General features: G+C 33.2%; 17 protein-coding genes and 1 other annotated feature. Of the genes, 16 read left to right on the forward strand and 1 reads right to left on the reverse strand.

Annotated features, from left to right (window positions below):
* The 15 genes from OCV53_RS05080 to OCV53_RS05150 all read left to right on the forward strand — a co-directional run.
* The coding region (locus OCV53_RS05080) for an RHS repeat domain-containing protein (protein ID WP_172674547.1) at positions 1 to 1,894 on the forward strand (1,894 nt) is incomplete at its 5' end.
* A gap of 37 nt (positions 1,895 to 1,931) precedes the next feature.
* The gene (locus OCV53_RS05085; RefSeq protein ID WP_009204611.1) at positions 1,932 to 2,513 is read left to right on the forward strand and encodes a hypothetical protein; all 582 of its coding nucleotides are present in this window, start codon (positions 1,932 to 1,934) and stop codon (positions 2,511 to 2,513) included.
* Between the two features lie 395 nt (positions 2,514 to 2,908).
* A complete protein-coding gene (locus OCV53_RS05090; protein WP_055196893.1) occupies positions 2,909 to 3,199 on the forward strand; it encodes a hypothetical protein in 291 nt (96 codons plus the stop codon).
* 65 nt (positions 3,200 to 3,264) lie between these two features.
* Entirely contained in the window at positions 3,265 to 3,396 is a 132-nt protein-coding gene (locus OCV53_RS05095; RefSeq protein ID WP_262568474.1) for a hypothetical protein, read from the forward strand.
* A gap of 76 nt (positions 3,397 to 3,472) precedes the next feature.
* Positions 3,473 to 4,807: a DUF5412 family protein gene (locus tag OCV53_RS05100; RefSeq protein WP_055196894.1), complete on the forward strand. Its 1,335-nt coding sequence runs from the start codon at positions 3,473 to 3,475 to the stop codon at positions 4,805 to 4,807.
* A 465-nt stretch (positions 4,808 to 5,272) separates the two neighbouring features.
* Complete coding sequence (locus tag OCV53_RS05105) at positions 5,273 to 6,223, forward strand: hypothetical protein (protein WP_055196896.1); 951 nt, start codon at positions 5,273 to 5,275, stop codon at positions 6,221 to 6,223.
* A 69-nt stretch (positions 6,224 to 6,292) separates the two neighbouring features.
* Entirely contained in the window at positions 6,293 to 6,577 is a 285-nt protein-coding gene (locus OCV53_RS05110) for a hypothetical protein (RefSeq protein ID WP_242852121.1), read from the forward strand.
* A 139-nt stretch (positions 6,578 to 6,716) separates the two neighbouring features.
* On the forward strand, positions 6,717 to 7,766 hold the full coding sequence (locus OCV53_RS05115) for a hypothetical protein (protein ID WP_055196899.1): 1,050 nt from the start codon (positions 6,717 to 6,719) through the stop codon (positions 7,764 to 7,766).
* Positions 7,767 to 7,954: 188 nt separating this feature from the next.
* Positions 7,955 to 8,923: an ankyrin repeat domain-containing protein gene (locus OCV53_RS05120; protein WP_055196901.1), complete on the forward strand. Its 969-nt coding sequence runs from the start codon at positions 7,955 to 7,957 to the stop codon at positions 8,921 to 8,923.
* A 148-nt stretch (positions 8,924 to 9,071) separates the two neighbouring features.
* Positions 9,072 to 10,160 (forward strand): RHS repeat-associated core domain-containing protein, encoded by a 1,089-nt coding sequence (locus OCV53_RS05125; RefSeq protein WP_081020006.1) that lies wholly within the window; start codon positions 9,072 to 9,074, stop codon positions 10,158 to 10,160.
* 46 nt (positions 10,161 to 10,206) lie between these two features.
* Positions 10,207 to 10,731, forward strand: a complete 525-nt coding sequence (locus OCV53_RS05130) for a hypothetical protein (protein ID WP_022374262.1) — start codon at positions 10,207 to 10,209, stop codon at positions 10,729 to 10,731.
* A gap of 11 nt (positions 10,732 to 10,742) precedes the next feature.
* Positions 10,743 to 10,937 carry a hypothetical protein gene (locus OCV53_RS05135; RefSeq protein WP_055196904.1) on the forward strand — a complete coding sequence of 65 codons (195 nt, stop codon included), beginning with the start codon at positions 10,743 to 10,745 and terminating at the stop codon, positions 10,935 to 10,937.
* A 498-nt stretch (positions 10,938 to 11,435) separates the two neighbouring features.
* Positions 11,436 to 11,726, forward strand: coding sequence for a nucleotidyltransferase family protein (locus tag OCV53_RS05140; RefSeq protein WP_022374260.1), 291 nt, complete (start codon positions 11,436 to 11,438; stop codon positions 11,724 to 11,726).
* A complete protein-coding gene (locus OCV53_RS05145) occupies positions 11,713 to 12,123 on the forward strand; it encodes an HI0074 family nucleotidyltransferase substrate-binding subunit (protein WP_022374259.1) in 411 nt (136 codons plus the stop codon). The genes OCV53_RS05140 and OCV53_RS05145 overlap by 14 nt, the downstream gene beginning before the upstream one ends.
* A 146-nt stretch (positions 12,124 to 12,269) precedes the next feature.
* On the forward strand, positions 12,270 to 13,151 hold the full coding sequence (locus tag OCV53_RS05150) for a DMT family transporter (protein ID WP_022374258.1): 882 nt from the start codon (positions 12,270 to 12,272) through the stop codon (positions 13,149 to 13,151).
* On the opposite strand, the gene OCV53_RS05155 is transcribed toward OCV53_RS05150, so the two are convergent.
* Complete coding sequence (locus tag OCV53_RS05155) at positions 13,074 to 13,961, reverse strand: family 1 glycosylhydrolase (protein ID WP_317258442.1); 888 nt, start codon at positions 13,959 to 13,961, stop codon at positions 13,074 to 13,076. The two genes, OCV53_RS05150 and OCV53_RS05155, sit on opposite strands and share 78 nt — an antisense overlap.
* Positions 13,962 to 14,049: 88 nt before the next feature.
* Positions 14,050 to 14,281: a binding site (T-box leader), on the forward strand.
* A 96-nt stretch (positions 14,282 to 14,377) separates the two neighbouring features.
* On the opposite strand from OCV53_RS05155, the gene pheS reads away from it, so the two are divergent.
* Entirely contained in the window at positions 14,378 to 15,397 is a 1,020-nt protein-coding gene (pheS, locus tag OCV53_RS05165; RefSeq protein WP_055196908.1) for a phenylalanine--tRNA ligase subunit alpha, read from the forward strand.
* Positions 15,398 to 15,443: the final 46 nt, after the last annotated feature.

Below are 15,443 nucleotides of genomic sequence, written 5' to 3' on the forward strand. Positions count from 1 at the left end.
AACAACTGTACGTTACACAGAATATCAGTATGACCGCAGAGGACAGACAACAGGATATGCAGAATTAAGTCAGGAAAACGCACCGACAGCGGATGAAATCAAAGAACACCAGATCAGATACCATTATGACAGTGATGGAAAGCTTACAAAGGTTACCTATCCAACGACCAAGAATGGAGTTCAGGCTTTAGCATATGAATATGACCAGAACGGATGGCTGACAAAGATCAAAGGAGAGATCCAGTCAGGAGATGGCAGTACAGAAAAGACGGTACGAAGCTATACTTATGACAGCTATGGAAAAGTCAAAGAGATCAAAGACTACAGAGATCTGTTAAACAGCAGTGATCAGGCAGTGAAGAAAGCCTACACTTATGACAGCCTGGACCGTGTCAAAGAGATGACGTACACAGATCTTGAGACAGACAAAGTGATGGAATCTTACCGCTACAGTTATGACAAGAATTCCAATATCACAGAGAAAACAGAAGTCAATAACTATCCAAAAGAAGATACGGATAAAGTCAATGAGACAAAAGCCTATACTTATGATGCACTCGGACGACTGACAAAGACTGTGACAACCGATCATAAGAACGATGACAAGACAAAGACCGTTACCTATACTTATGACAAAGCTGGAAACAGAACCACAGAAGATGATGGAACCACACAGACAGCGTATACCTATAACGGACTGGATCAGTTACAGACAGCAACAAAAGAAAAAGGAACCGCAGTTGACGAAGTCCGCCAGTACAGCTATGATGCCAATGGAAACCAGACGGATGTCAAAAACACAAAGACAGGACAGACGGAATCTTATACTTATGATGCAGAGAACCGCTTAAGCAAAGTATCTGTGACCGACAAAGACGGAAAGACAGCTGTGATCCAGCAGAACCATTATAACGGAGACGGACAGAGAATCCAGAAAGTGGAAGGAAGCAAAACGACGAACTATTACTATCAGGACGGAGTAGTTTCTTACACAACCGATGGAGAGAACAGCCAGACATCCCAGAACCTGATCGGAACCGACGGAAATATCCTTGCAACACAGAGATATGGAAGTGACCATACGGACTATCTGTTGTATCATAAAGATATCCAGGGAAGTACCACAAGTCTTGTAAAAGAAGATGGAAGTGCTGATGCAACATACCGGTATACAGACTTTGGAGAGACAACGATCAACGGAGATAACAAAGCAGAGAATGAGGTTTGTTATACTGGAGGAATCTATGATCATAGTACAGGGCTTTATTATCTGAATGCAAGGTATTATAATCCAGAAGATGGACGGTTTGTGACAGAGGATACTTATCGAGGAGAGACTGCTAAACCAGAGACAGGACATTTATATGCTTATTGTGCGAATAATCCGGTGAATTATGTGGATCCTAGTGGACATAAGGCTAAAACAGTAATTTATTATAATAAAAAAGGGAAGGATTTTAAGAAACAAGCAATGCATTCTCCATATTATAAGAATAGTCAAGTTACATTTAAATCTGTGATTAAAAAAGCACAATTTAAAAAAGAGTGGGATAAAATACCAAAAGGAACATCTGAATTATATTTATATTTGCATGGTGGGGTTAGTTGTTTGTATTTTGATGGTTCTGATATGAATTTAAAAGAGTTGTTAGCTTTAAAAAAGAAAAAAATAAAAAAGAAGATAGTATTGCTTTCATGTAAGGGAGGAATAGGAGACAAAAATAGTGTGGCTAAAATTATGGCTAAAAAATGTCAATGTGTTGTGTATGCATCTAGTTATCCATATGGATTATCTTATAGATATGATAAAAAGAAAAAAGTGTATTATCCTAGATATGGAGGAAAGCGAAATTATTATAATCATGAAAATCCATTAAAAAAATATAAACCTTAATGATGTTATTGAAGTATAAAAAAGAGGAGATATAGAGATGGAGAAAATTGTAATGTATTTAAAAAAAGTAATTATTTTGTTGTGTGGAATTGTACTAGGATATTTAACATCAAGAAGAACAGATATGTCAATCAGTTTAGAATGTATTCTAGGTGATGGCGTTTTTATTGTGTTAGTTATTACGATTATTATGGTAATAACTAAGGAGAAAATAAAATTAGGTATAAACTGTGCCATATTTGGATTATCATTTGTTATTGGTTCAACATGGATTAAGAATATAGAACTTTTTTTTGAATTTGGAAAACAGAATTATGATTATATTTTATGTGGATTAGGTGAAGCGATTATTATTCCTGTGATTTTTGGAGGACTAGGAATAATTCTATATTATTATCATAAAGAAGGCATTTTATCATTAATTTTATCAGGATTACCTGTTATGTATTGTTCATTTACTTTGATTTCTTATCAATGGGAGAACCAATTTTTGTTAGCAATTATTATCAATTTATTAATTTTAGTAATAGTTTTTTGCCTTACAGGTAAGAAATATATGAAATATAAAATACTTTTTATAGTTTTAGGAGGAGTGCTAGGTTTTTTCTATTTTGTTTGAATATATTAGTTGCTTTTTATGTAAAGAAAATAGAATAGATTTTATGAAATAGGTAGGATACAAATTTAAGGTCTCGTGGATCTTACGAAGTCGGAAAAAAGAGGTGCAATAAAACAAAGAAACATAGTTAAATGAAAAGATACGATTATCAATAAGACGGCAGATGATGGGAACAGAAATGTCACAACTTATACTTATGATGACCAGAACTATGCCACAGGTGTAGACAGAAAGAATGGAAACGAAACCATCAATAACAGTATTTCATATGATATGGGAACGGATGGAAAAACTATGACTAGTGTCAAAGATGCCAACGTACATGTAAACAAAGGAGTGATGCTGAAAATCATAGAATAATTCATTTTAAATGATTAATTATAGGAGGATGAATTATGGATAAAATAAGAAAATTTCTAATTTATGGAGTTATCATAATCCTTTTAATCTATAGTTTTATGACAGATAAAGGCGCTGTTCGCTTTAGTGTATTTATATCAGGATATCCTAAAGAGGCAATAACAGGAAGTTTAATATTAGATAAGAGCCATAAATTGAAGTCAAATCAGAAGGCATATATTATAGAACCATATCCTGTAGATAAAGCTACACAAGGAGTATTAGATCGCTGGCTGGTTGAACGACATGCTATATTTTATATCGCAAGGTTTGCCACGGGAGCATAATTAGTAAAGATAAAGACAAGGATATATCCAAAAAACAGTTATACGATTCTATTTGCAATCCCAATATGCAAGGCGTAAAGGAAGCATTGAAAAATCATGCAGAACTTGCAAAAGAAACAATCAAAATATCATCAAAAACGAAGCCGTTAGAATTAGCTGTCAGAGAGATTGAGAGTGGAAATGGACATGTTAAATAGCCTATTGGAATCAGGTGCAAAGCCTGATTCCAATACAAGATTGTGATATAAATGATAAGGAACGGAGGAAAAAGGTATGAAAAAGGGATTCACAAAGAAACGATACCAATTAATTTTACTTATAATTCCATGTATCATCATTTTAGCATATATATATTTTACGCAATCCAATAAGATAGATACAATCAAATTAAAAAGAAGATTGTTTACAACATATTCACCATCTAAGAATCATCAACTTAATGTATATACAGCAGATACAAACAAAGAAAATGCTTCCGTATTAGTAGAACTTAAAAATGATCAAACAAAGAAAAACATATACTGGCAGCCAAATACTTCATGGGCATATATTGTCTGGAAATCAGAAAACATTGTTTATATCAATGGCACAAAAATAAATCTGTCAAAGAATAAACAATATGATGAAAGAGATAACACAGGGGAATCTTTTTACTCAAAAAAAGACAACAATCCACTATATCTTTCCATTCTAAAACAAGAGATTGATGAGCAGAAGATTATAAAGCAACTCAAAGACAAATCAAATATAAATTATGCAGATGCACAAGGGAATACTTTGTTGATGATAGCATCTTATACAGGCAATATGAAGATTTTTCATCAATTGAAAGACAATGGAGCCGATATAAGTAAAAGAAATAATGAAGGACAAGGCGTACTAGAATTTGCAATTAGGAGTGATCTTTCAGAGAAGCAGATTCTTAAACAATTAAAAGATGAAATAAAAATGGGTGCGGTTATAACGGAAGAAACAAAAAATGCTGTGATACAGCCTTGGAATTATCGATGGAAAGCAGCAAGTTGCAATTATAAGGTTTTGGATTGGGTATATGATAAATTAAACCAGAATCCAGAAACAGATATGACAGCAGAACAAAAGGTTCTCTTAAAGGCAGCAAGAGGACAGAAAACAGAGGGGACAAAAGAAGAAGCAAAACTTACAGATAAAGATGGAAATACAATGCTTATGATAGCAGCGGGATATGGAAATCAAAAGCTGTTAAATAACTTGTTAGCTCAAAACCTAAAACTGACACACAAAAATCGCTTTGGAGAAGATGCTTTGTTATATGCTATATCGAAAGATCAAATAACAACAGCAAAACAATTATTGGAAGCAGGTATGGATAATCAAGAAGCCCTGCTAAAAACAGCACAGACAGGAAATGTGAAGATGGCAGAGCTGGTATTAAAATATTTAGACTTACGATCTGACTGGTATATAAAGCAGGCAGTGATAGAAGCAATGAATGAGGGAAATGAAGATTATGCTTATAAATTGTTTTTGAAGTTAAAGGATAAAAATTATAAGGGCGGAACGGAAACAATATATGAGTATGCCAAAGAAATGGGAGTAGAAAAAATTATAGATTGGTATAAAAAGTAATTAGTAAAGGTATTAAATCTAAGAGGTTCTGCTTATGTTAGAACATTTTCATGAGTTGACCACATTGGGTCCTGTAGACCTTACGAAGTCAGAAAACGAGGAAAAAGAGATACAATAAAACAAGGAAGAATAGCAAAATCAGAAAAGTAGCTAGAATAATCGCGATAAATTTAATAATATAAAAAATATCAGATTTCATAAGGACTACGCTACCTTAAGTTATACGCCGTGGCTTTTATGATTTAGCCATAGCCTATCAGTCAGTGCACGTCAACTATTGAAAGCGCCGTATACCGAACGGTACGTACGGTGCTGTGAGAGGACGGCGGTTAGTCACCGCCTCCTACTCGATTTAATGTGAGGAGATGATATAATGGTAAGAAAAAAATAGTTTTAATAGTAAAGATAATTTTTGTATTAATAGTAATTAATGGAATTTTATTAGCAATTCAATATCTGCCTCAAATGAAAGTTGATTCAATAATCTCAAATATGAACGAATATACACAAGAAGATAAAATCTTACTTGATACAGGTGGGGTAACAACATTTCCAACAACGCCATGGAACAGATTGTATTTATATGACGTTGAACATAATAAATGGAAGTTAATAAAAAGTAGTATGATTCCTTATTATGGATTTGGAAGTAAATTTATACTAAATAAACAAAAAATTTATTATAACAGATTTGGAGCGGAAGAAGGAATTGAATTATATTCCAAAAAGACAAAAGGATTTGGCTTTGGCAAAGAAGAGTTGGATCAGGCAGGAATTTGCACCATATCACCAGAATATATGTATTATTTAAAAGAAAGTGGGGCAAGTGATTTTAAAAATAATATATATAGAAAAAATTTAAAAACAGGGAAAACAGAAGTTTTTCTAAAAGGCGAATTCTCCTATATATTAAGACAGGATCATGGAAAATTGTATACATACAATAATGTAGATAAGCAAATCTATGAAATAAATTTAAGTGATAAAACCATCGTGAAATGTAAAAATAGGGGAGATATTATGTGGGCAGGATATATAGATGACGAACATTTCATGGTAACGGATGGGTTAAATGTTTATTCATATGATAAAAAGAGTAAGAAGAAAAAGTATTATATAAAAGATCTGAAAAAAGAAGAAGACTTTTTAAATGATAATTTAAAGATAGACAATAACAAATTATACTATAGTACAAATAATATGGATGTTTTTGTGTTAGATATAAAGACAGGAGAAATTAAAAAGATTGCATCTGAAAGCAAAAATAATAAGAATAGTGCGTGGACATCAGTCATATTTACAAAATCATATATAGTAATAGACATAACAGGTGAAGACTATAAAAACAGGAAAATGTATATTTATTCTTATGGTGGAAAGCTGATTAGAAAGGTGAATGTGCAGCCAGTATGGTAAAATTATTAGATATGACAAAGAGACAGTTACCAGAGAAATTTGATGCTTAAAAAGATATGACAATCATAGATGGTTATAAAAATAACTCATACGATCAGCCAGCCGGTTGTTGATGGAGACAGTATTACTATAGGAAAAGATACCATTATTAATGAGACTGCATATGATGTCAATGGAAAAATGAGAGTGCTGTTACCGATGGAAATGTCACAATCTATACTTATGATGACCAGAACCGTGTCACAGGTGTCAGCAGAAAGAATGGAAACGAAACCATCAGTAACAGTATTCCTTATGACATGGGAACGGATGGAAAGACCACGACCAGTGTTAAAGATGCCAACGGACATGTAAACAAAGAAGTGACAAATGAAGCAGACCTTATGAAGTCAGAAAACAAGAAAAAAGATTCAGAGGGTAGAAGTTGCAAGAAAATTGCAAAAGATAACAAGGCGGTATGGAATTTGAAATTTATACAATGAGGAGGAAGAACATGAAACAAAGAAAAACTAGATATCTGTTATTAATTTTCTGTTTAATAATGCTGACTGCTTGTAATGGAAAGACGACGAAAAAACAAGTTAATTCTAATAGAAAATTATCTCAAATTTTAGATGTTAAAAAAATGCAGATAAAAAGTGATGATGGGTATGGATCATTAAGAATCATAAATCCAGTTGTAGAAAATAAAAGTTATGTTTTTTACATAGAAAATGGTAAAAAAATTATAAAAGTAAATAAACAAAGTAAAGAAAAATCAGTAATCGTAACATTTAAGAGAGTAAATAAAGGCGGCTTATCTCTAGAAGGAAATTATCTGTATTATATATATAATCAAGAAATATATAAAAGTAATTTCAAAGGAAAATACACAAAGATTTTATCAAAAGAAAATTTGAAGAAATGTGGGGTAAATGCAGAAGTTGTTTCGGTAAAAATGTACCATAATAAATTGTATATAATAATGGAGGATTATACAAATTTATATGTTGTTCAATATAATGAAGAAAAATATAAAGTTCTTATAAAAGGTTACATGAGGCAAATATGTTTTGGAGGAGAATGTTTATATTATATAGATAAAGGAGGAGCTGGTATTTATGAGATAAATTTAAATACGCAGAAACAACAGAGAATTCGAGGAATAAAATGGTATGAGGATTATGAGATGGACAATCATCCAATATACATGGAAATAACAGTATATAATGGGAAACTATATTATACAAAATGGGAAACTAAAGATGATATAGGTCGACAAGTCATGTATGAATATGAAAAAAATGAAAAGGATAAAAAGATTTTTGAATTTCAAGGAGGAGCAAATGCCATAGCGGATTCCACAAAAGTTATTGTAGACGAAGTTATGTATGATTCTGAGCATGAAGGAATGCAAGTATTTGATTTAAAAGATAACAAATCATATATTATAAAAAAACCGACATATAAGACAGGAGGCATAAACTTTTTGATCGATGATGTAATACTATATGAAGATGATAAATCTTCAAATAATGTGTACATAATGGAGCGAATTAAATAATTTGGACATTTGACCCCATAGACCTTGTGAAGTCAGAAAATAAGAAAAAAGATTTTTATTATGATTGCGATGCTTTCAACATTTTGTTTACCATATGTGGATGCAGTAAAGATAAGGACAAGGATATATCCAAAAAACAGTTATACACCTTTATTTGTAATCTCAATATGCAAGGCGTAAAGGAAGCATTGAAAAATCATGCAGAATTTGCAAAAGAAACAATTAAAACATCATCAAAAACGAAGCCGTTAGAATTAGCCGTCAGAGAGATTGAGAGCGAAAAGGTACAGCTACAAATATGCTCACAATTGATAAAGAGTGGTGCAGATGTTAATGAAAAAGGAGATGAGATAACAGCACTAAAAGGAACGGTAAGTAGGATTCCATTTGAAAATTATAATGAGAAAATGGACATGTTAAATAGACTATTGGAATCAGGTGCAAAGCCTGATTCCGATATAGTTTCATTTCTTTTAAACAATGATAACAGCAATTGGGGAATGCAGTATTATTTCACGCCTCAAATTTTAAAAAAATTAGAAAAATATGACGGAAAACAAAATATATCACAAGGATTACGAGCAGCAATGAATGGAGATGATCATAAACTTCAAAAACTTGTGATATCAGATAAAATAAATAAAAAAGATAAAGAGCAGGTATTAGCTTTTGCAGCAGCACATTGTAATGTGGATACATTGAAGATCATGAGAAAACAAGGGTATGATTTTTCTTGGAAAGACTCAGATAAAGTAGGATTATTGCAGATCGCAGCACTATGCAATCATTCTTCAGTAGTAAAATATTTGTTAGAACAACAATTAAATTCAAAAGCAAAGGCAGATTATTATAAAGTGAGAGCAGTTGATTTTGCGATTGTCGCAGGAAACTTAGACAATGCAAAGATTTTGATAGAAAAAGACAAAGTGAATTTCAAGAAAAATCATTACGGAAAACCTTGTGATGTATGGGAATTTATTTTAGCCTTCGGCGATAAAAAATCTTTTAAAACACTAGAATCTTTAGGTCATCAGCCAACAAAAGAAGAAATATATGACACCTATCAAAATTACGGTAAGGAACAATATGAGCAGGGGGTAAAAGTAAAAGAAGATGAATTGCAGGAAATAATCTGTATCGAATTTAAGTGCTCGTAGACCTTATGAAGTCAGAAAACAAGGAAAAAGAGATGCAATAAAACACGAAAACGTAGTGAAATCAGAAAAGTAACTAAAAAAATCACAATAAACCAAATAATATAAAAAATATCAGATTTCATAAGGGCTACGGTACCCAGTTGATGAAGTGCGCCAGTACAGCTATGATGCCAATGGAAACCAGACAGATGTTAAGAATACAAAGACTGGACAGACAGAATCCTATACTTATGATGCAGAGAACCGCTTAAGCAAAGTATCTGTCACCGACAAAGACGGAAAGACAGCCGTGATCCAGCAGAACCGTTATAACGGAGACGGACAGAGGATCCAGAAAGTGGAAGGAAGCAAAACAACGAACTATTACTATCAGGACGGAGTAGTTTCCTATACAACGGATGGAGATAACAGCCAGACATCCCAGAACCTGATCGGAACGGATGGAAATATCCTTGCAACACAGAGATATGGAAGTGACCATACGGACTATCTGTTGTATCATAAAGATATCCAGGGAAGTACCACAAGTCTTGTAAAAGAAGATGGAAGTGCTGATGCAACATACCGGTATACAGACTTTGGAGAGACAGCAATCAACGGAGATAACAAAGCAGAGAATGAGGTTTGTTATACGGGTGGAATCTATGACCAGAGTACAGGATTATATTATTTGAATGCAAGGTATTATAATCCTGAGGATGCAAGATTTTTGATAGAAGATACTTATCGTGGAGAAAATGATAAACCTGATACACAACATTTATATGTATATTGTGCGAATAATCCAATAAATCATGTTGATCCTAGTGGTCACTATGCAGTGGCATTATATACATTAGTAAAGGTAGTTGCAGGAGGAGTGGTATTTTATGTATCATATTCAACTTGGAAAAGACGAAGGATAAAGACACGATATGCAGGAAGAAGAGTTACTTTTAAAACTAGAATATCTATATGGCTTACGTGGAGAGCAGCTAATAGAATAATGCATAGTAAAGGTAAGGGAAAAAAGAAAAAGCAGTCAAAAATGAGTGAAAAAGAAAAATCATCAGATATACCAAGTTGGGCAGATGGACATAATCCAAAAGCAGGAGAAAATGGAAATGCTTATGCAAAAAGGGAAATGGACCAACGTTATGGAAAAGGGAAATGGAAAAGGAAAGGAAGACAAGGACATGAATATAGTGAATTAAAAAAATGGGCAGACAGGGGATACCGATACAAAAAAAGAAGATAAGTAATTTGTAAATGTATAAAATATATTGAAGGAGGTAATAATAAGAATGGTTTATGAGCTATTTTTTTCATATTATGATCAAGATCCAGAAAATGATGAAGAAATGATTATTGCTGCATATTCATCATATGAGAAAGCAGAATCAGCAAGAAAAAAACTTTTGGAACAACCAAGGTTTAAAGGAAAAGAAGATTTTTTTGAAATTCATGATTTTAAAATGAATGAACCTTGGTGGGATGAAGGATTTTGGAGAGCAACAAGGTCATATTTCATAATTCAACTTTTAAGAGGATATGTAATTGAAAAAGAGCAAGAGCATAATTCAGAAAATCATAATATAGAAATAAGAAATCAAGAAGATAGATTAGTGTATCAAGGTAGCATGGATTGTTATTATGATCATGAAAAATTTTTGTGTTTGAAAAATATTGAGAGTGGGGAAATGTATTGTTTAGATAAACAACAAGGAAAGATTCAATATGAAGCAAATACTTATGAAGATATGTTAAAATTTGTAAGACAAAGATATCAGATTGAAATTTTTGGATGGAAAGATATTTTTAGAAAATGAGGTGATGCAATATGTATGTATATCAACTAACATATAGAGATGAAGGAAACCTATTACCCATTGGTTATTTTGGAAGTTGGAAAAAGGCAAGAAATGTAATGAAAAAGTATAGATCAACATTACCAGGATTTAAAGAATATCCAAATTATTTTATTTTAAAAAAAGTAAAATTAGATGAGGATGATTACTATTTTCCAGAAAAATAAAGCTGCACAAGGAGTACTAGATTGAAGGCTACTTGAATGATGCGATATATTTTATATTACAAAGCTTACTATGGGAGCATAATTAGTAAAGACATTTCATTCGTAGACCTTATGAAGTCAGAAAAGAAAAAAGAGATGCAATAAAACATGAAAACATAGAGAAATCAGAAAAGTAATTAGAATAATCATAATAAATTTTAGAATCAGATTTCATAAGGGCTACGGTACCTTAATGATATTCAGGGAAAAGTGCCACAGGAAGATACAACTTCCTATGACCCGATAGGAAGAGAAGTTTCAAGTATCGACCAGAATACAGGAGAAGTCAGTCTATAAAGTAAATTGTAGAATTAAACTAAATTGTTCAAAAAATTGCAAATAAAATACACATTTAACGTATAGAACAGAAACTTGTATTGGATAGCATAGATAAAAGATGTTATAATATCCCAAGACATAAGATTACATTTAATGTAGAAAATCAGGAGACAGCAGGGTATGAAATATAATATTCCAGAGAGAGTTTTAAGGGATATTTCTGTATTTGCAAAAAAATATTCAATCAATAAAGTGATTTTATTTGGATCAAGGGCAAGAGGTGACAATACAGAGAGAAGTGATATTGATATTGCTGTATATGGTGGAGATTTTGATTCTTTTTATTGGGATATTAAAGAAAAAGTACATTCCCTTTTAAGTTTTGATGTGGTAGAAGCAGATAAGTCAATTTCAGAGGAATTAAAACAAGAAATAGAAAAGGATGGTGTGGTGATATATGAAAAAGCTTGAGAACTTTTCGAATTGCTTGGAAGTGTTAAAAAATGCAGATTTTGAAATGGCAGATAATAATGATATATATAGGATAGGTGTAATCGGACAGTTTAATTTGACATTTGAGCTTGCATGGAAGGCATTACAAGAAATCTTAAAAATGCACGGAGCAGATGGAGCGGCAACTGGGTCACCAAGAGAGATTTTACAGTTAGGATATAAACTTAGTTTTGTAGATGATGCAGCAGTATGGTTATTGATGTTAAAAAAAAGGAATACATCTGTTCATATATATAATGAACAAGAAGTTGATGAGATGATATTATTGATCCGTGATAGTTTTATTCCAGCATTTGTTGTTCTTGAAAAGACGTTAAGAAGCAAATTAGAAGAAGTAAAAAATGACTGGGAATAAAAGATTTTGGAATCTGTAAATATACAGAGAGGCCAATGAATACTAGATTACAAGAGATATTCCTCCTTTTTCTTTTGCTTGCGTATAAAAAACGAACGTAGTAAAATAAAAAAATATATGTGAATGAAAAAGAAGGATTGAACGGTATGAAGAAAAAACAAATAAAAGGAATGTTATTGTTATTATTAGCAGCAATTATATGGGGAAGTGCATTTGTGGCACAAAGTGTTGGAATGGAATATGTCGGACCATTTACGTTTAATTGCGTAAGAACATTGATAGGAGGGATTGTACTCATTCCGTGCATTACACTTTTAAATCATGGAAAAGTAAAGAAAAAGATGACGAGTTCCGAGAAAAAAAGATTAATGATCGGGGGAATCTGCTGTGGAATTGCGCTTGCAATAGGAAGTACACTTCAACAATTTGGAATTATGTACACAACAGTAGGAAAAGCAGGATTTATCACAGCTTTTTACATTATTATCGTTCCCATTCTTGGTTTGCTATTAGGAAAAAAATGTGGATTATCTGTCTGGATTAGTGTTATGATTGCTTTGATCGGACTTTATTTTTTATGTATTACAGATGGCTTTTCGATTGGGAAAGGCGATAGTTATGTATTTTTAGGTGCATTGGCATTTGCGATTCATATTTTAGTGATCGATTATTTTACACAGTTTAATGATGGAGTAAAAATGTCATGCATTCAGTTTTTTTCCTGTGGAATAATCTGCTTTATTCCAATGATACTGTTTGAGCATCCAGAGATCAGTACGATCTTACTTGCATGGAAACCAATCTTGTATGCAGGAGTACTGTCATGCGGAGTTGGATATACATTACAGATGGTTGGACAGAAGAACATGAATCCAACAGTGGCCTCCCTGATTTTAAGTCTGGAATCCGTGATATCTGTGATCGCAGGATTTTTAGTATTGCATCAAAACTTAAGCCAGAGAGAATTGATAGGATGTGCGCTGATGTTTATAGCGATTATTCTGGCACAACTGCCAGGGGAAAATTGATTTGAAAATATAGTAGTGTATGCTTTCTTTATCTGGTTTGTAGCGCATGATATAGATAACTAATTTTACGATTTTTCCTACTAACTTTGCATAACGCATGGCATCGTGATTGATATCATCATTTTGTGCGTTGATAATATAAAAAGCAATATTTGCAGCTTCTTCTTCTGGAAGATCAACTGCTAGTCTATAACGATCATAAAGTTCAATTAATGCAATTCTAAGACCAACAGTAAGTTGAGTTGCAGCAACATCTTCTGGGGCACAAGTATAAGGATATGTCATTAATTTAGTAATCATAGAACCAATTTTTGCATCTGGAACGATTTCGCGTAACAATATAGCAGCTTTTGCAACAGCTACAAACCGATGGTGCAATGCTTGATAACAACACTGTGTTTCGCCTTTTTCTCCACAAAGATCTGGAATGATACCAGCAGTAATAAAGGAGTGACGATGGATACTGTCAATTTCATTAAATGTAATCCAATATTTCACATATTCTCCGTAATGCTCAAAACATGTCTTTGCGTAGCGAAGGAATCCATGACGTTTTGGATAGTAAGTATCATCCATAGCTTCGTGAATACGTTTGCTTGAAATCGTAACGTGGGCTTTATAATCTTTTATGCCTACATTCCATGCTCCTTCTAATTGAACAGTGTCTAAACCAATGTGCATTAAAATTTCTGCACCATTGTCAGCAGTCATAGCAATCGCATGTTTGGTGTCATATACAGTTGCAATCACACTATCACATGGAGCATAAATAGCACCGTTTCCGCATATTTCAGGAGAAATTTTAAAAATTGATTATATGAATATAACAGAAATTTGGTATCTATGGATAAAAAATCACAATTGACAAACCCCTAAAGGTGTTATAAAATAAGTAACGTTAAAGGCATTGATGGTGCACAGTAAGAAGCTACATAGCTTCCGAAATTCACACCGTAGCTGTATCTCTGAATGCGATGCAATATACATTTTCACATCAGGCATCAGTAGGAGATAACGGAGTCTGCCCGTTACGCAGAGACTTAAGTGCTTATGGTAATTAAGAAGACGTTTAACGATACCATAGGAATTAGGGTGGTACCGCGAGTATATAACAAGAACTCGTCCCTTTGCGGACGGGTTCTTTTTCTTTTATTTAAATATACAGAAAAAGAAAAATGAACCTGATCCGAGAATATAGAAAAGATCAATAAAGGAGAACTAAGCAGATGAAAGAGAGATTAGAGGCAATCAAGAAAGCTGCCTTGGAGAAAATCGAGCAAGCAGATGCAATGGAGAGCTTAAATGATATCCGTGTATCTGTACTGGGTAAAAAAGGTGAATTAACTCAGGTATTAAAAGGAATGAAAGACGTAGCCAAAGAAGAACGTCCGATCGTTGGACAGATGGTTAACGATACCAGAGCAGTCATCGAAGAAGCATTAGAAAAAGAGATGACATTATTAAAGAAAAAAGTTCGTGAAGAGAAGATGAAACGTGAAGTCATCGACGTTACATTACCTGGAAAAACTCATGAAAAAGGACATCGTCATCCAAACCAGATCGCTCTTGAAGATTTAGAGAGAGTATTTATCGGTATGGGATACGAAGTAGTCGAAGGACCAGAAGTAGAATACGATAAATATAACTTTGAGATGTTAAATATTCCTGCAAACCATCCTGCAAAAGATGAACAGGATACATTCTATATTAACAAAGATATCGTGTTAAGAACACAGACATCTCCAGTACAGGCACGTATCATGGAGACAGGGAAGATGCCAATCCGTATGATCGCACCTGGACGTGTATTCCGTTCTGACGAAGTTGATGCAACACATTCTCCATCTTTCCATCAGGTAGAAGGATTAGTTGTAGATAAAGGAATCACATTTGCAGACTTAAAAGGAACATTAGAGCAGTTTGCAAAAGAATTCTTCGGACCAGATACAAAAGTAAAATTCCGTCCACATCATTTCCCATTTACAGAGCCAAGTGCGGAAGTAGACGTTACATGTTTCAAATGCGGTGGAAAAGGATGCCGTATGTGTAAAGGAAGCGGATGGATCGAGATCTTAGGATGCGGAATGGTTCATCCACACGTTCTTGAAATGTGCGGAATCGACCCAGAAGTATATTCAGGATTTGCATTCGGAATCGGACTAGAGCGTGTCGCATTATTAAAATACGAGATCGACGATATGCGTCTGTTATACGAAAACGACAAGAGATTCTTATCACAGTTCTAGGAAACGATAAGAATATTTCGAATAGAGAAGATAGAATAAAGGAGAA

The sequence above is a fragment of the Anaerostipes amylophilus genome (assembly GCF_025567365.1).
Classification (GTDB): Bacteria; Bacillota; Clostridia; order Lachnospirales; family Lachnospiraceae; genus Anaerostipes; species Anaerostipes amylophilus.

What these genes read in the sequence shown, in the direction of transcription:
- OCV53_RS05110 (WP_242852121.1), top strand. Translation starts at nt 6,293, where the DNA reads ATGGTTATAAAAATAACTCATACGATCAGCCAGCCGGTTGTTGATGGA.
- OCV53_RS05135 (WP_055196904.1), top strand. Translation starts at nt 10,743, where the DNA reads ATGTATGTATATCAACTAACATATAGAGATGAAGGAAACCTATTACCC.
- OCV53_RS05130 (WP_022374262.1), top strand. Translation starts at nt 10,207, where the DNA reads ATGGTTTATGAGCTATTTTTTTCATATTATGATCAAGATCCAGAAAAT.
- OCV53_RS05105 (WP_055196896.1), top strand. Translation starts at nt 5,273, where the DNA reads ATGAAAGTTGATTCAATAATCTCAAATATGAACGAATATACACAAGAA.
- pheS (WP_055196908.1), top strand. Translation starts at nt 14,378, where the DNA reads ATGAAAGAGAGATTAGAGGCAATCAAGAAAGCTGCCTTGGAGAAAATC.
- OCV53_RS05100 (WP_055196894.1), top strand. Translation starts at nt 3,473, where the DNA reads ATGAAAAAGGGATTCACAAAGAAACGATACCAATTAATTTTACTTATA.
- OCV53_RS05095 (WP_262568474.1), top strand. Translation starts at nt 3,265, where the DNA reads ATGCAAGGCGTAAAGGAAGCATTGAAAAATCATGCAGAACTTGCAAAA.
- OCV53_RS05115 (WP_055196899.1), top strand. Translation starts at nt 6,717, where the DNA reads ATGAAACAAAGAAAAACTAGATATCTGTTATTAATTTTCTGTTTAATA.
- OCV53_RS05090 (WP_055196893.1), top strand. Translation starts at nt 2,909, where the DNA reads ATGGATAAAATAAGAAAATTTCTAATTTATGGAGTTATCATAATCCTT.
- OCV53_RS05150 (WP_022374258.1), top strand. Translation starts at nt 12,270, where the DNA reads ATGAAGAAAAAACAAATAAAAGGAATGTTATTGTTATTATTAGCAGCA.
- OCV53_RS05140 (WP_022374260.1), top strand. Translation starts at nt 11,436, where the DNA reads ATGAAATATAATATTCCAGAGAGAGTTTTAAGGGATATTTCTGTATTT.
- OCV53_RS05145 (WP_022374259.1), top strand. Translation starts at nt 11,713, where the DNA reads ATGAAAAAGCTTGAGAACTTTTCGAATTGCTTGGAAGTGTTAAAAAAT.
- OCV53_RS05085 (WP_009204611.1), top strand. Translation starts at nt 1,932, where the DNA reads ATGGAGAAAATTGTAATGTATTTAAAAAAAGTAATTATTTTGTTGTGT.